A 17,940-nucleotide genomic window follows, 5' to 3' on the forward strand; every position below is an offset into this window, starting at 1 on the left:
CATCTTCCCGCGCGACCGACCGCATTTATGAGGAAACCTAGAGACTATCCGACAAGCCAAATAGCCCGAACTGCGAAACGGACATGCCTGTTTGCGCCATCGCAATTGTTCGGATCGCGCCATTGCCGTGAGAAACCGCAAACCGTCCGGCAGGGCCCTCCCGGTCCGGCAACATCGGGCCTTTCAGTCTACGAAGGCGGCTGTCAGGGCGAACTCCCGCCCCATCTCCATGATCTCCTCGAAAACGCTGCCGGCATAGGAGCGCGGCAGGATGATTTCGAAGCAATCGGCACCCGTGCGGGCGACATTGGCGCTGACATGGCAGCAGAGCATGTTGGCAGACTGTCCTTCTGCAAAGACTTGCGGATGCAGATCTACAGCCACGCATTTGGCGAGAATACGTCGCACGTTGGGACCGGAGATGCGAAGCAGCACGCGGCCGTCGCTCTGCTCGAAAAACGAAACGCGGGCAGGATCGAGCCCGAAGAGATCGCGCGCCACGCTCTCCGCGCCCAGCGTCTCGGAAACGACAAGCCACTCCCGCGGTCCGGTGTTGCGGACGGAAACATCGTCGATCACCTTCAACCCGGCCAGAACCCAGTCTTCATCGCCGGCCTTGGCGAGCACGGAGAAGATGACCGGCCTGCGAACGACGGCGAGATGATTCGGATTGGCGGCAGCCTCGAAGCCGGAAATATGATCTTCCAGCACATGTCTGTTTTGAAACGCGACGCTCATCAATCCCTCACCCGAAAAGCTTCTTGTTGTCAGGATCGACGAAGACCGGATTGCAGACCTCCGCCGGCACCTCTTCGCCGCGTAGCCCATCCCAGACGACGACATGTTCGCCGATCCGTTCGCGGCCCGATTTCAGGAAGGCCAATGCGATGGAATGACCGAGAACCGGCGAGAAGCAGGCAGAGGACACGTGACCCTGATCGTTCACCGTCGACGGCCTTGCACCTTCCTTTAGAAGATGCGCGCCCGCATGGATCTCCTTCGTCGTGTCGAGCGGCTTCAGCCCCACCAGCTGCCCGCGATCGGCAGCGGTCAGACCGAAACGCGTCGATAATCTTTTGCCGATGAAATCCGGCTTCTGAGCCGACATCATTTTCCCGAGGCCAACATCGTCGGGAGTTGTCCGGCCATCCAGCTCGTTGTGCGTGACATGTCCCTTCTCGATGCGCAGCACGTTGAGGGCTTCGACCCCATATGCGCAGATGCCATGAGACTTGCCGGCTTCCATGATCGCATCCGCGACGGCCTCGCCGTAGCCGGCCGGAACGGCAAGTTCGTAGGCAAGCTCACCCGAGAAGGAAATGCGGAACAGTCGTGCTTTCAGCCCACCTTTCAGCATGACTTCAGCTGCTGCGAGGAATGGGAAGAAGGAGTCGGATATATCGTCCTCGACGATCTGCTCGAGCACCAACCGCGCCTTAGGCCCGGCAATCGCCATCTGCGCCCATTGATCGGAAGAGGAAACGAAGCGGACGTCGAGCTGTGGCCAGAGCGTCTGCGCCGAGAATTCCATATGCGTCATCACTTCGCCGGCCATCGCCGTCGTGGTCGTCAGGAAGAAATGATCCGGCGTCAACCGGCTCGTCGTGCCGTCGTCGAAGACCATGCCGTCTTCGCGCAGCATCAATCCATAGCGCGCCTTGCCGACCGGCAGCTTCAGGAACGCATTGGAATAGAGGCGATTGAGAAACTCCGCCGCATCCTTGCCGAAGACCTCGATCTTGCCGAGCGTCGACACGTCGCAAAGACCGACATGATCGCGCACATTCAGCACTTCGCGGTCGACACTGTCGCGCCAGCCCTTCTCACCCGGCCGGGCAAACCAGGAGGAACGATACCAGAGGCCGGCTTCGACGAAGCTCGCACCATTCTTCTTCGCCCAGCCATGCAGCGGCGACTCCCTCACCGGCTGCGCGTGCTTGTCCCGCGCAGTTCCAGCCAAGGCGCCGAAGGAAACGGGGGTGTAGAACGGCCTGAACGTCGTCGTGCCCACCGCGGCTGGGCTGACACCGCGCATACCGGCGATGATGCCGGCGGCATTGACGTTGCCGAGCTTGCCCTGGTCTGTCGCCATGCCGCTCGTCGTATAGCGCTTGGCATGCTCCACGTGGCCGAAGCCCTCGCGCAGAGCGAGGCCCAGATCCTTGGCATGGACGTCGTTCTGGAAGTCGACGAATGCCTTGTCCTTCGCGCCCGGCACATGCCAGATCGCGGCAAAGGAGGGATCATATTCGCCCTCGACTTCGGGCAAGTCTGCCGCATGAGCCGTACGACCGAGACTTTCGACGACCAGCCGGGCCTTTTCTACACCATCGGCAAGACAACCGGAAACGCTCTCAATCCCCGCGGCCGAGCCGGCGATCTCCAGCTCGCCGCCCACGAGCGGCGCCATGAAGGCCTGCTTTTCATCCGACCAGACCGGCTTGGCGCCACGCTGGCAGGCAAGATGGATGATCGGAGACCAGCCGCCCGACATGGCAAGCGCATCGCAAGCAATCAACTCATCGAGGCCACCACGATCGGCGATGACGCCGCTCATACGATACTTGCCTTTGGTCGCATGGATGCTTGCCGCATGAACTACGCGAACGCCCTGAGGCGCCGCATCGGCGGATGCAGCACGGGTATCGAGGATGGCCGCGATCTCCACGCCAGCCGCCGCAAGATCGGCGGCCGTGCGGTAGCCGGAGCCGCCATTGGTGAAGACCGCCACCTTCTGGCCGGCAACAACGCCATAGCGATTAAGATAGCTGCGCATAGCGCCGGCCATCATAACGCCCGGACGATCGTTGCCGCCGAACACCAGCGGCCGCTCCTCAGCGCCGGAAGCGAGGATGGCGCGCTTGGCTGCGATGCGCCAGAGACGCTCGACAGGCAGATCCGGCGATGGCATCGCCACATACTTCTGCACCTTTTCGACCGCGCCGAAGACGTTGCCGTCATACCAGCCGAACACGGTCGTGCGCGGCATAAGCGTCACATTCTCGAAGCTCTGCAGTTCGTCCAGCACCGTCTGCACGAAGGCATCTGCTGATGTGCCGGCGATTGTCAGCCTTTCCGACAGCAGCGAACCGCCCAGACGAAAGCCTTCCTCTGCCAGCACGACACGCAGACCAGCACGAGCTGCCGTCAGAGCCGCCATCAAACCCGCAGGCCCCGACCCGATAACGAGCAGGTCGCAATGCGCCCAAGCCTTTTCATAGCGGTCCGGATCGGCCTGCATGACAGCCTTGCCAAGGCCGGCAGCACGCCGGATCAGCGGTTCGTAGACCTTCTCCCAGAAGGCGGCCGGCCACATGAAGGTCTTGTAGTAGAAGCCCGCGCCAAGGAAGGGAGAAACCAGGCCGTTGACCGAGCCCAGATCGTATTTCAGCGACGGCCAGCGGTTCTGGCTGACGGCGGTCATGCCCTGATAAAGTTCGGCCACTGTGGCGCGCGTGTTCGGCTCGGTGCGGCCTTCCTTGCCGATGGTGACGAGTGCGTTCGGCTCGGCCGATCCTGACGTCAGAATACCGCGCGGTCGGTGGTACTTGAAGCTGCGGCCGACGAGCAGCTGGTCATTGGCGAGAAGAGCGGCGGCGAGCGTATCGCCTTCCAGCCCCCTCATCTCCTTGCCGTCGAATTTGAAGGACAGCGAGCGGCTGCGATTGACGAGGCCGCCGGCCGACAAACGATAAGCCGTCATCGTGCCGCCTCCTTCGCCTTGTCCTCGGCATCGGTAACGGAAAAGACCTCGTGGGTGACATTGCTGCGCTCGACGACGAGCCAGCGGCGACATCCGGCGTTATGATGCCAGTACTCCTGAATCCGACCGCGCTCATTGTCACGAACGAAGACATACCGATTCCAGTCTTCATCCGGCGCAGTCGGCGCCGGACGGACGACGGACGCCGAGCCGCGAATGGAGAATTCTTCCTTGGGTCGCACGCCGCAATGCGGGCAGTTGATCAAGCTTGCCATTGGTATCGTGCCCTCAATGCAGGTTCGGCTGCGGACCCTTGCCGCCCTCGTCGATCGCGAAGCCGCGCTCGAATCGGTCAAGACGCAGGAGGCGGCTGACATCGTGGCTCTCGCCCTTGGCGATCAGATGCGCGAAGCAGAAGCCCGAGGCCGGCGTCGCTTTGAAGCCGCCATAGTTCCAGCCGCAATTCAGATAGAGATTTTCGATAGGGGTGCGATCGATGATCGGCGAGCCGTCCATGCTCATGTCCATGACGCCGCCCCAGGTGCGCAGCACCCGCACGCGTGATAGGCCGGGGATGAGCGCCACCCCCTCCTCCATCGTATGCTCTACGGTGGCGAGATTGCCGCGCTGGGCATAGGAGCTGTAGTAATCAATATCGGCGCCGAAGACCAAACCGCCCTTGTCGGACTGCGAGATATAGAAGTGTCCCGCGCCGTAGGTGATGACGTTGTCGATAACAGGCTTCAGCCCTTCGGAAACGAAAGCCTGAAGCACATGGGTTTCGATCGGCAGTTCCAGATCGGCCATATTGCCGAGGATCGATGTGTGGCCGGCGGCCGCAAGCGCCAGCTTGTTGCAGCCGATGAAGCCACGATTGGTCTCAACGCCGGTCACGACGCCGTTCTCTCGGCGAATACCGATTACTTCACATTGCTGGATGAGATCGACGCCCCGGCTGTCAGCGCCGCGTGCGTAGCCCCAGGCGACCGCATCGTGCCGCGCCGTGCCGCCGCGCCGCTGCAAGAGGCCACCCATGATCGGAAAGCGCGCATGGTCGAAATTGAGGTAAGGCATCATCCGGCGAACCTGCTCGCGATTGAGCAACTCCGCGTCGACGCCGTGCATGCGCATGGCATTGCCGCGCCGGGCATAGGCATCGCGCTGGCCATCGGAATGGAACAGGTTGAGGACGCCGCGTTGGGAGACCATGGCATTATAATTGAAATCCTGCTCCAGTCCTTCCCAGAGCTTCATCGAGAATTCGTAGAAAGGCTCGTTGCCGGGCAGTAGATAATTGGAGCGGATGATCGTCGTGTTGCGGCCGACATTGCCGGAGCCGACATAGCTCTTTTCCAGCACTGCGACATTCGTGATGCCGAATTCCTTGGCGAGATAATAAGCCGTCGCCAGCCCGTGCCCGCCACCGCCGACAATGATGACGTCATAGTGCGGTTTGGGCTCTGGCGTCCGCCATACCTGCTGCCAGTGACGATTGCCCGAAAACGCCTGTTTTAGAAGCTGATATGCCGAATATCGCATGCATTCATCCCGATGCTACCCCGGCCGCACATTCGCACATGCAATAAAAACGACAAGTCCCGAAAAAGCGAAAAAGCTTCGCAAACAGAACATCTTCTATGCAGATTGCGCACGCCAATGAGCGATTGTCACTCAAACGACACGCTCACTGATCGAGGGGCGTGCCGGCAACGCTGGGATGCAGAGCCTTGTTGCGAAAGCGCCGCCCGGGCGCTAAGCCATACGGAGCCGGATTATATCAGCTCTAAACTCCGTGTTTGCGACTTCCTATCTATAAGGTCCAGACACTTGCAGCGCAAAGACAAGGCGCGGAAGACGAACAGGCCGATGCTTGCAACATTCGAAACAGCGGCACTCGAAGCGGGAAAGGCCATATTGGAGGTCTATCGCGCGGGCTATGCTGTCGCTCTCAAGCAGGACATGAGCCCCGTCACCATCGCGGACGAGCGCGCAGAGCACATTATTCTTGATTATCTGGCGCGCGACTTTCCCAGTATCCCGGCCATTGCAGAGGAATCGGTTTCCGCCGGCAGGATCCCGGATATTCGCGGACGTTCCTTCTTTTTGGTCGACCCGCTTGATGGCACGCGTGAATTCATCGAACATCGCGACGAATTCACCGTCAACATCGCCTACATTATGAACGGCACACCTGTCGCCGGTATCGTCTATGCCCCTGCCCTTGGCATTGCCTTCACAGGCGAACCGGGCAAAGCCCGCAAACTGATCATCGACGAACATTTTGCCATCACGGATCGCCTGACCATCGCGGTGCGCCAACGGCCGGACAAGCTGATGGCACTTGCCAGCCGTTGCAACAGCAATGCGATCACAGAGAGCTTTCTGACGCATAACGACGTTTCCGCCTGCACATCGATCGGCTCCTCGCTGAAATTCTGTCTGCTCGCCGAGGGCAAGGCCGATGTCTATCCGCGGTTTGCCCGCACGATGGAGTGGGACACGGCGGCCGGCGACGCGGTGCTGCGCGCGGCCGGCGGTGTCACGCTGACGGCAGACGGAGATCCTCTCGCCTACGGCAAAATCGACCAGGCCACTGATAGCGACTTTGCAAACCCGCACTTCATTTGCTGGGGCGGGAAGAAGAATGCCGTACACGCATAAGATCATTTTCTTCGAAAGAAACCGCATCTTTTGTGCAACCGGCAGCAGCACGGCGGCGGCATTTTCTTGCTCAAAAGCGTAAGTTTTCACTGACAAAAAATAATAGAAAAAAGCCTGTTTCTTCCAAAATATCAGGGAATTAGCGGTTTCTCCACGCGTCCGGCTATTGGCAAATCACCTACCGGCCACATTCCTTAAAATTCTTAGCAAAGTCTTACTATGTGCTTAGGCAATTTTTAAATGTGGCAAGATAGAGTGCCTCTCGTGGTCTTGAGTGTGTGTAGAGAGTCCAATGACCGAAATGATACGTCCCCGAGTGAAGTATGTCATCGGCCCCGATGGCAGCCCGCTGACGATAGCCGACCTTCCGCCGCCGAATACGCGCCGCTGGGTCATTCGTCGCAAGGCAGAGGTTGTCGCCGCCGTGCGTGGTGGTCTGCTCAGCTTGGAAGAAGCCTGCGAACGATATACGTTGACCGTCGAAGAGTTCCTCTCCTGGCAGTCGTCCATCAATACCCATGGCCTTGCAGGCCTTCGGACGACGCGCATACAGCAGTATCGCCACTGACAGCAGCGACAGCACCACCTTTCTGATCTTTTATTCGGGCCTCTTCCCAACAGAACAGAGGCCCGAATTGTTGATTAGCTTGACCTAAGGCGGCCAAATCTCATGAACGAGGCCTCCCCGGACACAAGAGCGCTTCCTCCTTCAGCTCGGAGACAATCCGTTTACAATCTCAATGGTTGGCAGATGACGGAGCCCATGCAATCCTTGGGATAACAGAGCATTTCCGCTGCTTTATGAATCGCGAAACCGCTCAGTCTTATAGTTCTGCGCATTCCAGGCTGGAAACAACCACGCAATTTTCCTGGAAATGCCCTGGAGACGACAAGGGAGAAAGTCATGGATATCCGCAACGAAAACAGTGCATCGGGCGGCCGTTATGTCGTAACCGTCGACGGCCACGAGGCGGAAATGACCTTTTCCCGCACCTCCGCCAAGCTGATCATCGTCGATCATACCGGCGTGCCGGATGCCCTGCGTGGTAAGGGGGTCGGCCAGGCGCTCGCCCTTCACGCCGTCGAAGAAGCCCGTCGCGGCGGCTGGAAAATCATTCCGCTCTGCCCGTTTTTCAAGGCGCAGGCTCAACGCCACGACGATTGGCACGACGTCGTTAATCTCTAAACGAACCCCGCAATTGCATTAACAGGACCCACGATGATGCAGCGGGCGTTGCGCCCCGTGCATCAAAACGGTCTGCAAATACAAAAAGCCCCGCATGGCCGGCCCCTTCAAGGCCGGTCATGCGCGGCTTTTGTGCCGCTTCGATCAGATCCCGCACATTCCAAGGTAGGCCCCGTATCGGAATGGAATGACGCCTGGATCGAAAGAAGACGGCGGGCCTGCCACTTCAGGCGCGCGCCCTTGCCGGCCCTGAACCATCGCGCTCTTCAAGCGCTGCAGCCTTGGCATACTCGGCTTGCATTTCCTCAAGCGAGCTTTCCAATGCCTCTTCCTGAACCTGCAACTCGCGGATCGACACCTGCAGGTTGTCCGCACGTTGGCGGGCGGCCTTGGCAAAGGTCGGGTAAGCGAAGTGGTTAGGGTCGGCAATGCCGGACTTTTTCTCTTCCAGCACGATCTGGCTTTCCAGATCCTTTGTCATACGGTCAAATTCCGCCATCATCATCTGCAATTGCTGCAGCTGACGGCGTTTTTCGTTCACCTGAAACTCTTTCAGACGAACTAGGCTCTCACGTGACTTCATACGCATTACTCCCGTGATGCGAGACCCCGGCTCTCGATATTCTCACCCGCCGAGCCGCTTTGAGACGGCTTGGTTAAAAAAATTTCCAGCGATATTAATAAAAGCCTACCGCTGGTAACCTTTCGTTTACGGGCATCGTTAATGATAGGCGCAATGATTTAAGGCTCAGTAAATGTTTCGGTCGGAATTCGACATGTTGGCATTGATGAGTCGAATGAATCACTTGGCGTAGGTTCTTAACGCGATACTTTAGGAGTCGATTTTACTGATTGTCGTTGGAAAACAGTGCAATGGAAAAATTATTTAATAAATTCGATACGTCTTGCCAGAGTGAATCAGAATTTGTTAACCATTGCATGGCAGCTTCCAAATCAAGCAGTGATTTGATCGGTATCGCGTAAGGGGGCTGACGACCTTTCGGCGGCGGTAAAGGGGACAATTATGCGGGTTCTATTAATTGAAGACGACAGCGCGACAGCGCAGAGCATCGAACTGATGCTCAAATCCGAAAGTTTCAACGTCTATACCACCGATCTCGGTGAAGAAGGCGTCGATCTCGGAAAGCTTTACGACTACGACATCATCCTTCTGGATCTTAACCTTCCCGATATGTCTGGCTACGAAGTGTTGCGTACGCTGCGCCTTTCGAAGGTCAAGACGCCGATCCTCATCCTCTCCGGCATGGCCGGCATCGAGGACAAGGTTCGCGGCCTCGGCTTCGGCGCCGACGACTACATGACCAAGCCGTTCCACAAGGACGAGCTTGTTGCCCGCATCCACGCCATCGTCCGCCGCTCGAAGGGCCACGCCCAGTCGGTGATCATGACCGGCGAGCTCATCGTCAACCTCGACGCCAAGACCGTCGAAGTCGGCGGCCAGCGCGTTCATCTGACCGGCAAAGAATACCAGATGCTCGAGCTGCTTTCGCTGCGCAAGGGCACGACGCTCACCAAGGAAATGTTCCTCAACCATCTCTACGGTGGCATGGACGAGCCCGAACTGAAGATCATCGACGTCTTCATCTGCAAGCTGCGCAAGAAGCTTGCCAATGCAGCCGGTGGCGCCAACTACATCGAAACCGTCTGGGGCCGCGGCTACGTGCTGCGCGAGCCTGACAGCAACGATTTCGCCGAAAGCGCCTAAAGCCGCCTCCCCGTCAAATACCGCCATGCTTTGGAATCCCGCCCCGTGGGCGGGATTTTCTATTGGCCCTGATTGCAGGCAAAATAAAAGCCGCCCCAAAGGACGGCGTGTCATGGCATCGATGGTATTCCGTGAACTCAGGCAGCGACGGCGCGATTGCCGAATATGGCCGTCAGGATCTTGCGATCGAAGGGCTTCAGCAGGAAGTCCGTGGCGCCTGCCCGCTTCCCGGCCATCAGCTTGCGCAGATCCGCTTCGATGACGCAGTAGTAGATCTTGACGTCCTTGCCGTTCGGCATGGCGCGAATGTTGGAGATGAGCTCAAGCGCGCCCTCCATACCGGCGTCAACGATCAGATAGTCCGGAATCTCGGCCTGGCAGCGCATTAGCGCTTCCTGGGCATCGCCTGCTTCGCTCACGAGGAAATCCAGCTCGGACAGGATTCGTTTGCCGACCTTGCGCACGACATCCGAAGCGTCCGTTATCATGAACCGCTGCATCTAGAACTCCCTGGCACCATCAGCCGTCGTTGAACGGCGACATCAAATTGGAACGATAGGACCAGCATGCTAAGGATTCGTTACCACTACATTATCAATTGCGCGGACAACCATAAGATTTTACAGCAAGGGCATTGCACGAAATAATAAGCCCGCATCCAGTATCTGGATGCGGGCCGAAAGATACAGGCGCACCGATCCGTCTATTCGGTCGGTATCTGAGCGATAAAGGTCAGCACTTCCGGGGTCGCGTTGTAGGAGAGTTCCATACCGCTCTCATCCGCCAGAAGCACCGTGTAGTAAGGCTGGATGGAGTGGGCATCGACTGCCTCTTCCAGAGCTCCGGAGCAGATTTCGGCGAATTTCGGCGGTACACGCATCAGCCGCCCCTTGGCGGTGATGGTGAACTTGGCATCCAACTCGGGATTTTCCAGCGTCACCTCGATATTGCCGCCGCGCGGGATCGCGCCATAGGCAACGAGGAAGAGATTGAGCAGCAGCTTGACGCGGTTTTTCGCGATGATCGCGCGCGGGCCGACCCAGCTGACTTCGGTCTTCTTCTCGGCGGCGGCGAAATCCTTCGCCGCACGCTCTGCTTCGCCGGTATCGATCGACGCACCGACCGAGCCGGAGGCACCGAAAGCGAGACGGGCGAACTTCAGGCGAACCGAGGCATTGAGCGCGCTGGTGCGGATCAGATCCATCGCATCGGCGTCAGCACCGCCCTCGTCGAGCAGCTCCAGGCCATTGTTGATCGCCCCGACCGGCGAGATCACATCATGGCAAACGCGGCTGCACAGCAGCGCGGCCAGATCCGGTCCGGTCAGAGTGAGGTTTGGATTCTTCGACATTCATTGTCTCCTGAATGCTGACAAGGCGAAACATAGTAGATTGCACGTTGCCATAGCAAGGTTGCCCGAGGGTTGTCACAGGCGCTGCACCGAGCGCCATAATGACACCATATTTGGTAAACCGATTGTTAAGACCATAGAAGCAAAATGCATTCATCACCATCAGACCTTTTCGCACGCGAATCGTCCTGCGATGGAAGGGCGTAACGGTCTGAAGGAGGAGGCGAACGACATGTGGCGCATTCAGACGAATGTGTCCCACATCTGCCCCCTTTCGCACCGACCATGATGAACGGATGACTTTGATGCGCTATGAATTCCTGATGAGAATGCCAAGCCCCGGCACCAGGACGCTCGGCCTAGGCCTGATCCTGGCCATTGCCGCATTCGTGAGTTTCACATTCCCAGTCCGTCAGGCCGCCGCCGCGCCCAACAATCACTATTCGGCCCAGGAAATCGTTGATGCCGGCCATTCCTTCTTCGGCTCCACCAGCGGCGGTCTCGCCAAGGTCATCGAGCGGGCCTTCCAGCAATATGGCCTGCCGAACGGCTACATTCTCGGCGAGGAAGGCTCTGGCGCATTCCTTGCAGGCCTGACCTATGGCGAAGGACAATTGAACACGAAGAACGCCGGCGAGCATTCGCTCTACTGGCAGGGTCCGTCGCTCGGCTTCGACTATGGCGGCCAGGGCACGCGCGTGATGATGCTGGTCTACGATCTGCCGAGCATCGACAGCGTCTACACCCGCTTCGGCGGCGTCAGCGGCCAGGCCTTCGTGGTGGCCGGCTTCGGCATGACGGTACTCAAGAACAACAATGTCGTGCTTGTCCCTATCCGCACCGGCCTTGGCGCACGCCTCGGCATCAACATGGGCTACCTCAAGGTTACCCCCAATCCGACCTGGAACCCCTTCTAAGCCGTATAAGACCCGCTCCCAGGCAGCCGCAGCTTTGGCCCGCTCAGTTTGCGGGCCTTTTCTTTCAGTAAATCCGGCCCGCGCCGATAAACCATATCTGATTTAAACGCTTGCCCACGTAGCCTGCCCATGATTATTCATTTCATCGACATCGAAAATAACCCCAGGATACTGGCCGCGTCGTGATTCAATTTGCTCTTTTGTTCGGATTGGGCTTTCTGACGGCCGCGCTTCTGGTCTTTCTCATTGCGCCGGCAATCCATCGCCGCATCGTTTGGTTCACCGAAAAACGCCTGAAGGCGACCATGCCGCTGAGCCCCCAGGAAGTGCGGGCGCAGAAGGATATGGCCCGCGCACTCTTTGCCGCCGAAAATGCCAGAACCGAGCAGGCCTTGACGCAGGAACGAGACAAGACCGTCGCGCTGCAGATCCATAACGGCAAGCTGCAGCAGGAAGCCAGCCGGCTCGTCAGCGGCAATACCGAGCTGCAGACGCGCATCGACGATCTGGAAGTGGAAGCCGGCGAGCTGCGCTCGCGCTTGCGCCGCGAGGAGAGCTACATTAGTCAGCTGAAGTCGGGCATTCACGCAGCCGAACAGGCAAGTGCCGAGAAGGAAGCCGATATCGACGGCCTGCGTAAGCGCATGACCAAGATGGCCGCCGACGCCGATAATCTGAAAATCGACCTCGCAACGCGCGACACTGAGATCGAAAGCCTGAAGCTGCGCATCAATGGCTTGCGGGATGAGCGCGAGACGCTGCGCCAGGATCTGAGCACGGCGAGCCTGCGTGCGGCGGAGGCCGAGCAAGCGCTGCATCAGGAGAGCGACAAGAACAAACGGCTGGAAGAGCGACTGGATCGCGAAATTGCCGGCAACGCCGACAAGGAAACCGCAATCACGCGGCACGCCCAGGACATGGCGCGCTTGAAGGAACGCCTCGAAGCAACCGTCAAGGAATCAAGAGAAGCCAACAAGCTCCTGCGTAGCGCCGGCATCACCCCGCCCAGAAAGTCGGCAAAAACGCCTAAATTGTCCGCTATATCGGCCATCAAGGATAAGGCCGACAATCAAACGAACTCGGCCGAACCGGAACGAACAGTGGAAGACGATATCGCCCAAATGACGGAAGAGGTTCGCAATCGGGCCGCCGCCCTTTCGGACCGGCTGGTGAAGGCACGTTCGCCGGCACATGAAGAAGCCATACGCGAGGAAATTGCGACGATTGCCGCCAACATGGTGGCGTTGACGGCCCTCAAGGAAGGCGACACTTCGCCCATCATCGACCTTCTTTCCAAGGATAGGGGCCCTGCCGAAGCTGGCTCGCGCGTCAGCCTTGCCGACAGGGTGGCAGCCCTGTTGCCAAAGCATCCGTAGCGGGCGGAAATATCCTGACGGGCACGAGGCGTTACGCTTAGATCCGCTTGATCCGCGCCGCCATCTCGAAAAGTGCAATGCCGCTGGCGGTCGCAACATTCAGGCTGTCCAGACCGGGAGCTTGCGGAATACGCACGCTGCCGAAGGCGGACAGGATGCTCTGGGGCAACCCCTCCCCCTCCGTGCCGACGACAAGCGCCATGCGCTCGCAGGCCGGCACATCGCGAATATCCACCTCTCCGTGCGGAGACAGGCTCCAGATCGCAAAGCCGCGATCGGCCATTGCTGCCAGCAGGTCGAGGTCGCTCGACTGCCGGCAATAAGGCAAGGTCAGGATCGAACCGACGGAGACACGCAGCGCCTTGCGATAGAGCGGGTCGCAGCACGTCTCGTCGAGCAGCACCGCGTCCGCCCCGAAGGCCGCGGCGTTGCGGAACATCGAGCCCATATTATCGTGGTTGGAGATGCCGCAGCCGGCAAGCACGAGCGCCTGTTGCGGCAAGCGGTCGAGAAAAGCGCCGAGTTCGATCTCGCTCCTGCGGCGACCGAGCGCCAGAACGCCGCGATGCAGATGAAACCCGACAATGCCATCGAGCACCTCCGAGGTCGCGACATAGACTGGAACATCTGCCGGAAACGCATCGATAATGTCGCTCAGCCCGGAAACTCGGTTCCTGAGCAGCAGCACTTTCTCCGCGACGAAATCTCCCTGCGCCGCATGCGCTCCGGCAAGAAGTCGCAGCACGACCGTCCCCTCGGCGATGAAACGGTTCTCCCGACCAGTCAGGTCGCGCTCGCGAATATCCCGGAACTCGGCGATGCGGGGATCGTCGGGACGCGTGATCTCGATGAGCGTGTCGCTCGTCATCATGATGCCGTCAGTTCGACAGGGATATGGTCGTCACGATGCGGCCAATGGCATAATCGAAGATGATGGCCTGCCTCTGGCCGCTGGCGAGCGTACCGTAAAACAGCACCTGATTTCCCGATAGCGCAGTCGCCTGGACGGTGAAACCGGCCGGCAACAGTGCCTGAACGGCAGCCGGAGCGTCCGAAGGAATATTGGCGCTCGTCTGGCTCGCCGGCTTTGCCGGTTGCTTCATCGTCTTGTAGACAACGGCGCCGAAGACAGCCATAAGGCTCACCACCATGACAGCCGCGGAAACGATCTGCAGGCGGATCATCTTGCGTCGGACTTTCTCCAGGGCCGGATCGAGGGGCTTTTCCTCTTGATCTTCTGGCTCGAGATTCGTCATCGATGCGTCCTTACTAATTGAGAGCGCCCTTGAGCGCCGGAGAAATACGTTTGAGCGACCCCTTTAAAGAAGCCGCGGACAATAGAAAAGTCCTAACCGCCGATGAAAACGCCGAAGGGCGGCTCGATGCGTGGCTGACGGCCCAGTTCGGCAAGGAATTTTCCCGCAATCGCGTCCAGGCGATGCTCAAGGAAGGTGCCGTATTGCTCAATGGCGAGGCAGTGACCGATGCCAAGCGCAAGGTACGCCCCGGCGACACCTACGAGATCACCCTGCCTGAACCCGAGGACCCGACGCCACTGGGCGAAGATATCCCGCTCGACGTGCTTTACGAGGATGAAGACATCATCGTCATCTCCAAGCCGGCCGGGCTTGTCGTTCATCCCGCAGCCGGCAACTGGACGGGCACGCTGGTTAACGCGCTGATCCATCATTGTGGCGATAGCCTTTCCGGCATTGGCGGCGTGCGCCGGCCGGGCATCGTCCATCGGCTGGACAAGGACACGACCGGTGTCATGGTCGTTGCCAAGAACGATCTCGCCCACCGCCATCTGTCGCTGCAGTTTGCCGACCATGGCAGAACGACATCGCTGGAGCGCGCCTATCAGGCCATCGTCTGGGGTCGTCCCCGCCAGCTCATCGGCACCATCGACGCACCGCTGGGGCGCTCGAGCGTTGACCGCACGCGCCGCGCGGTCAAGCGTCCCACCTCCCAGGATGCGGACGAAGCCATCACGCATTACGAAGTGCTGGAGCGCTTCCACGAACGGGCGGATGCAATCGCCCTCGCCTCGCTGGTCGATTGCCATCTGGAAACCGGCCGCACGCACCAGATCCGCGTACACATGGCCCATATCGGCCATCCGCTGCTGGGCGACGCGGTCTATGGCGGCGGCTTCAAGACCAAGGCCAATCTCCTGCCGGAGCCGGCCAAGCAGGTCGTCAACAACTTCACCCGGCAGGCGCTGCATGCCTATATGCTGCAGTTCGAACATCCCCGCACCGGCGAGATTATGCACTTCGAAGCGCCCCTGCCGGATGATATGGAGGAGTTGGTGGCAGCGCTCAGGGGATAGAGAAGCACACCGTCCGCAATTTCGATCGCTGTCCGGTGGATATAGATCTGCGCGCAGTTGCAACATCGAAAACAAACCGCACGCCTGCCCGCAATCCCGTTACGTCTCCAGGTTGTCCGAATCCGCCGTCGCTGGCATGCTTTGCATGACATGCGGACGATAACACGCACGCCATGTGAAAGACCATTCGAGGGAGAAGATGATGCGGTCGGTTCTTGCAGTCTCATTGGTAGTCCTGTTGACGGCCATTTTAGCGAATCCGGCAATGTCGGCGCAGCATCTGGACGAGTTTCGGCAAGCAAAGGCAAAGTTTTATTTTCCAGTGTCGCCCGATATCATGCCCACCGCCGTCGCAAAGTTGCGCCGCGAGATGTTAATGGGATTGGTCACCAACAGTCGATGGACTTGGTTTGCATCCGACTCCCGTCGAAGCGCAGATCAGGAGGAGCTGGCAAAGAATTGCCGCGACAATCCCGTCACTTTCACCAGATTGTCGGACTATTCATTTTCCGTTGAGAGCAATGCCGGAGGAAGATCGGTAAAAGACGTCTACATCAGTGATAGTGGAGCGCAATATAATGTCAGAAAGGATTTCGAGACGGATCTCAAGCTTTACAGCTCGCTTGGCTACGAGAAACAGAGAGATTTTTTTCTCGCGAATACCCTGCACAACGCAAATCAGGTGGTGACCGTTATCCCGCTCTCACAGAATGTTCTGATGACCACCAATGATGGCGTGCCATTGTTATTAGCTCGTTGCGAACAATAGAATTTTCAAAAATCGTTGGCATCGAGGAGCAGGTAATGCATAAATTATTGATTACATCTGTATTTTTATTAGTCGCGCCAAGTCTTGGGCAGACCTCACCGTTGAAGGATGAATTTGCCGGATCTCTTGAAATGGTCGTTCCCGCCCTTTCAGATCGAGCCCATTTGACGATTGGGGAAGCAGACAAAGTAGATTCAAACCGGAATGATCGCTTGCTTGATCAGATCCAGGGCACGTGGACCATCCTGGATATGATTAGCCTGGACAATGAGGACGCCATCGCGAAGTCATGCGTGAATGTACCCGTCAGGTTTCAGAAAATAAACGGTTACACGGCATCCAAATCGATCACACTTGGAAAAGCCACCTATGAATTCAAATATATATTTCGAAAGGGCATTTCCTATCACATTAGGACGGACATCGACGCCCTGATTGCAAATAACCACCAAAAGGACAATCCACCATCAAAGGAATTGGACATATTTGACCGGCAATATTTGGAGACCGCTAATCGGGTGGCAAACCTTCTGCTCGTCAGCCCCAACGTCCTGCTTGAAGTGATTGATGGAAACGAGCGCCTATACGGGCGTTGCGAATAGAGGCAGGGCTGCTTCCGCCTTTTGTCCAACTGGACTGCAGGCGTTCACCACCCTATAATAACGGGCCATGAAGGACCGAAGTCCGAGCGTCTGCGCTGACCGAAAACGCGACCGCGTTTGGGAGGTCGATATGGCCATGCCATACGGCGTCGGACTATTCGGGAGGAAATCCCAAGGGCGACGTCACAGCGGGACCAGTGGTCACGCTGCTATAACACTTGCGTGACCACATCCTTGAATCACGGTTTCGCCGTACTTATCTTTACATTGGTTGAGTGCGGGGTCCCCGGACCCGTACGCCTTGGTCCGCTTCGCAGAAGGCGCGCAAATTACGCCCCCAGAAGGAACCAAATCTTTGAATAGGAGGGTGCACAATCATGGCCCGTAATACCTTACCGTCCATTGCTGCCGGAGAAGCCGGCCTCAATCGTTATCTGGACGAGATCCGCAAGTTCCCGATGCTGGAACCGCAGGAAGAGTACATGCTCGCCAAGCGCTATGCGGAACATGCAGACCGTCAGGCTGCACACAGGCTCGTCACCAGCCATCTGCGCCTCGTGGCGAAGATCGCCATGGGCTATCGCGGCTACGGCCTGCCGATCGGCGAAGTCGTTTCGGAAGGCAATGTCGGCCTGATGCAGGCCGTAAAGAAGTTCGACCCTGAACGCGGCTTCCGTCTGGCAACTTATGCCATGTGGTGGATCAAGGCCTCGATCCAGGAATATATCCTGCGCTCGTGGTCGCTGGTGAAGATGGGCACGACTGCCAATCAGAAGCGCTTGTTCTTCAACCTGCGCCGCCTGAAGGGCCGTATTCAGGCTATCGACGACGGCGATCTGAAGCCGGAACATGTCAGCGAGATCGCCACCAAGCTGAACGTCTCGGAAGAAGAGGTCATTTCGATGAACCGCCGCCTCTCCGGCGACGCTTCGCTGAATGCGCCGATCAAGGCTTCCGAAGGCGACTCCGGACAGTGGCAGGATTGGCTGGTGGATGACCACGATAGCCAGGAAGACGTACTGATCGAACAGGACGAACTCGACACGCGTCGCCGTATGCTGGCCCGCGCAATGGGTGTTTTGAACGATCGCGAACGCCGCATCTTCGAGGCTCGCCGCCTCGCGGAAGACCCGGTAACGCTGGAAGACCTCTCGGCCGAATTCGACATCAGCCGCGAACGTGTCCGCCAGATCGAAGTCCGCGCCTTCGAGAAGGTTCAGGAAGCCGTGCAGAAGGATGCGCTGGAGCGTGCCAAGGCGCTCCGCGTCGTCGAAGCAACGGCATAACACGCGCCGCTCGGAAAATTTAAGCCATAGA

At 58.4% G+C, this 17,940-nt stretch carries 19 protein-coding genes; 10 read left to right on the forward strand and 9 right to left on the reverse strand.

Annotation, left to right across the window (positions count from 1 at the left end):
• Positions 1–183: 183 nt before the first annotated feature.
• The 4 genes from QD461_RS01180 to QD461_RS01195 are packed head-to-tail and all read right to left on the reverse strand — an operon-like array spanning position 184 to position 5,242.
• Positions 184–738: a sarcosine oxidase subunit gamma gene (locus QD461_RS01180; RefSeq protein WP_414086110.1), complete on the reverse strand. Its 555-nt coding sequence runs from the start codon at positions 736–738 to the stop codon at positions 184–186.
• A 7-nt stretch (positions 739–745) separates the two neighbouring features.
• Positions 746–3,703, reverse strand: a complete 2,958-nt coding sequence (locus tag QD461_RS01185) for a sarcosine oxidase subunit alpha family protein (protein ID WP_414086111.1) — start codon at positions 3,701–3,703, stop codon at positions 746–748.
• Positions 3,700–3,978: a sarcosine oxidase subunit delta gene (locus QD461_RS01190; protein ID WP_414086112.1), complete on the reverse strand. Its 279-nt coding sequence runs from the start codon at positions 3,976–3,978 to the stop codon at positions 3,700–3,702. Before QD461_RS01190 ends, QD461_RS01185 begins: the two co-directional genes overlap by 4 nt.
• A 13-nt stretch (positions 3,979–3,991) precedes the next feature.
• Entirely contained in the window at positions 3,992–5,242 is a 1,251-nt protein-coding gene (locus tag QD461_RS01195; protein WP_414086113.1) for a sarcosine oxidase subunit beta family protein, read from the reverse strand.
• Between the two features lie 327 nt (positions 5,243–5,569).
• Here QD461_RS01195 and cysQ point away from each other — a divergent pair, with 327 nt between their 5' ends.
• From cysQ to QD461_RS01210, 3 genes are all read left to right on the forward strand, one after another.
• Positions 5,570–6,364 (forward strand): 3'(2'),5'-bisphosphate nucleotidase CysQ, encoded by a 795-nt coding sequence (gene cysQ, locus QD461_RS01200; RefSeq protein ID WP_414086114.1) that lies wholly within the window; start codon positions 5,570–5,572, stop codon positions 6,362–6,364.
• A gap of 292 nt (positions 6,365–6,656) precedes the next feature.
• Positions 6,657–6,932 carry a DUF1153 domain-containing protein gene (locus tag QD461_RS01205; RefSeq protein WP_004107124.1) on the forward strand — a complete coding sequence of 92 codons (276 nt, stop codon included), beginning with the start codon at positions 6,657–6,659 and terminating at the stop codon, positions 6,930–6,932.
• Between the two features lie 336 nt (positions 6,933–7,268).
• Entirely contained in the window at positions 7,269–7,550 is a 282-nt protein-coding gene (locus QD461_RS01210) for a GNAT family N-acetyltransferase (protein ID WP_414086115.1), read from the forward strand.
• 226 nt (positions 7,551–7,776) lie between these two features.
• Here QD461_RS01210 and QD461_RS01215 read toward each other — a convergent pair whose 3' ends face one another.
• On the reverse strand, positions 7,777–8,133 hold the full coding sequence (locus tag QD461_RS01215; RefSeq protein WP_414086116.1) for a flagellar export protein FliJ: 357 nt from the start codon (positions 8,131–8,133) through the stop codon (positions 7,777–7,779).
• 441 nt (positions 8,134–8,574) lie between these two features.
• On the opposite strand from QD461_RS01215, the gene ctrA reads away from it, so the two are divergent.
• Positions 8,575–9,276, forward strand: a complete 702-nt coding sequence (ctrA, locus tag QD461_RS01220; RefSeq protein ID WP_004116994.1) for a response regulator transcription factor CtrA — start codon at positions 8,575–8,577, stop codon at positions 9,274–9,276.
• A 137-nt stretch (positions 9,277–9,413) separates the two neighbouring features.
• Here the strand turns inward: ctrA and QD461_RS01225 are convergent, their stop codons facing one another.
• On the reverse strand, positions 9,414–9,776 hold the full coding sequence (locus QD461_RS01225) for a response regulator (RefSeq protein WP_184702911.1): 363 nt from the start codon (positions 9,774–9,776) through the stop codon (positions 9,414–9,416).
• Between the two features lie 203 nt (positions 9,777–9,979).
• Positions 9,980–10,627: a histidine phosphotransferase ChpT gene (gene chpT / locus QD461_RS01230; RefSeq protein WP_184702910.1), complete on the reverse strand. Its 648-nt coding sequence runs from the start codon at positions 10,625–10,627 to the stop codon at positions 9,980–9,982.
• Between the two features lie 323 nt (positions 10,628–10,950).
• Between chpT and QD461_RS01235 the strand changes: the two genes are divergently transcribed.
• Both QD461_RS01235 and QD461_RS01240 read left to right on the forward strand, forming a co-directional pair.
• Complete coding sequence (locus QD461_RS01235) at positions 10,951–11,544, forward strand: DUF1134 domain-containing protein (RefSeq protein ID WP_414086332.1); 594 nt, start codon at positions 10,951–10,953, stop codon at positions 11,542–11,544.
• Between the two features lie 182 nt (positions 11,545–11,726).
• Positions 11,727–12,920: a hypothetical protein gene (locus QD461_RS01240; protein WP_414086117.1), complete on the forward strand. Its 1,194-nt coding sequence runs from the start codon at positions 11,727–11,729 to the stop codon at positions 12,918–12,920.
• A gap of 37 nt (positions 12,921–12,957) precedes the next feature.
• Here the strand turns inward: QD461_RS01240 and QD461_RS01245 are convergent, their stop codons facing one another.
• Together QD461_RS01245 and QD461_RS01250 are read right to left on the reverse strand one after the other, a co-directional pair.
• Positions 12,958–13,788 (reverse strand): TrmH family RNA methyltransferase, encoded by an 831-nt coding sequence (locus QD461_RS01245; protein WP_414086333.1) that lies wholly within the window; start codon positions 13,786–13,788, stop codon positions 12,958–12,960.
• A gap of 10 nt (positions 13,789–13,798) precedes the next feature.
• Positions 13,799–14,176 (reverse strand): hypothetical protein, encoded by a 378-nt coding sequence (locus tag QD461_RS01250; protein ID WP_414086118.1) that lies wholly within the window; start codon positions 14,174–14,176, stop codon positions 13,799–13,801.
• 50 nt (positions 14,177–14,226) lie between these two features.
• Between QD461_RS01250 and QD461_RS01255 the strand changes: the two genes are divergently transcribed.
• The 4 genes from QD461_RS01255 (at position 14,227) to rpoH (ending at position 17,909) form a co-directional block, all read left to right on the forward strand.
• On the forward strand, positions 14,227–15,252 hold the full coding sequence (locus QD461_RS01255; RefSeq protein ID WP_414086119.1) for an RluA family pseudouridine synthase: 1,026 nt from the start codon (positions 14,227–14,229) through the stop codon (positions 15,250–15,252).
• A 202-nt stretch (positions 15,253–15,454) separates the two neighbouring features.
• Entirely contained in the window at positions 15,455–16,021 is a 567-nt protein-coding gene (locus QD461_RS01260) for a hypothetical protein (RefSeq protein ID WP_414086120.1), read from the forward strand.
• A gap of 35 nt (positions 16,022–16,056) precedes the next feature.
• Positions 16,057–16,623 carry a hypothetical protein gene (locus QD461_RS01265; RefSeq protein WP_414086121.1) on the forward strand — a complete coding sequence of 189 codons (567 nt, stop codon included), beginning with the start codon at positions 16,057–16,059 and terminating at the stop codon, positions 16,621–16,623.
• Between the two features lie 377 nt (positions 16,624–17,000).
• Entirely contained in the window at positions 17,001–17,909 is a 909-nt protein-coding gene (rpoH, locus tag QD461_RS01270; protein WP_184702903.1) for an RNA polymerase sigma factor RpoH, read from the forward strand.
• Positions 17,910–17,940: the final 31 nt, after the last annotated feature.

The organism is Rhizobium sp. BR 314 (assembly GCF_047445805.1).
In the GTDB taxonomy this organism is placed as follows: domain Bacteria; phylum Pseudomonadota; class Alphaproteobacteria; order Rhizobiales; family Rhizobiaceae; genus Rhizobium; species Rhizobium lusitanum_B.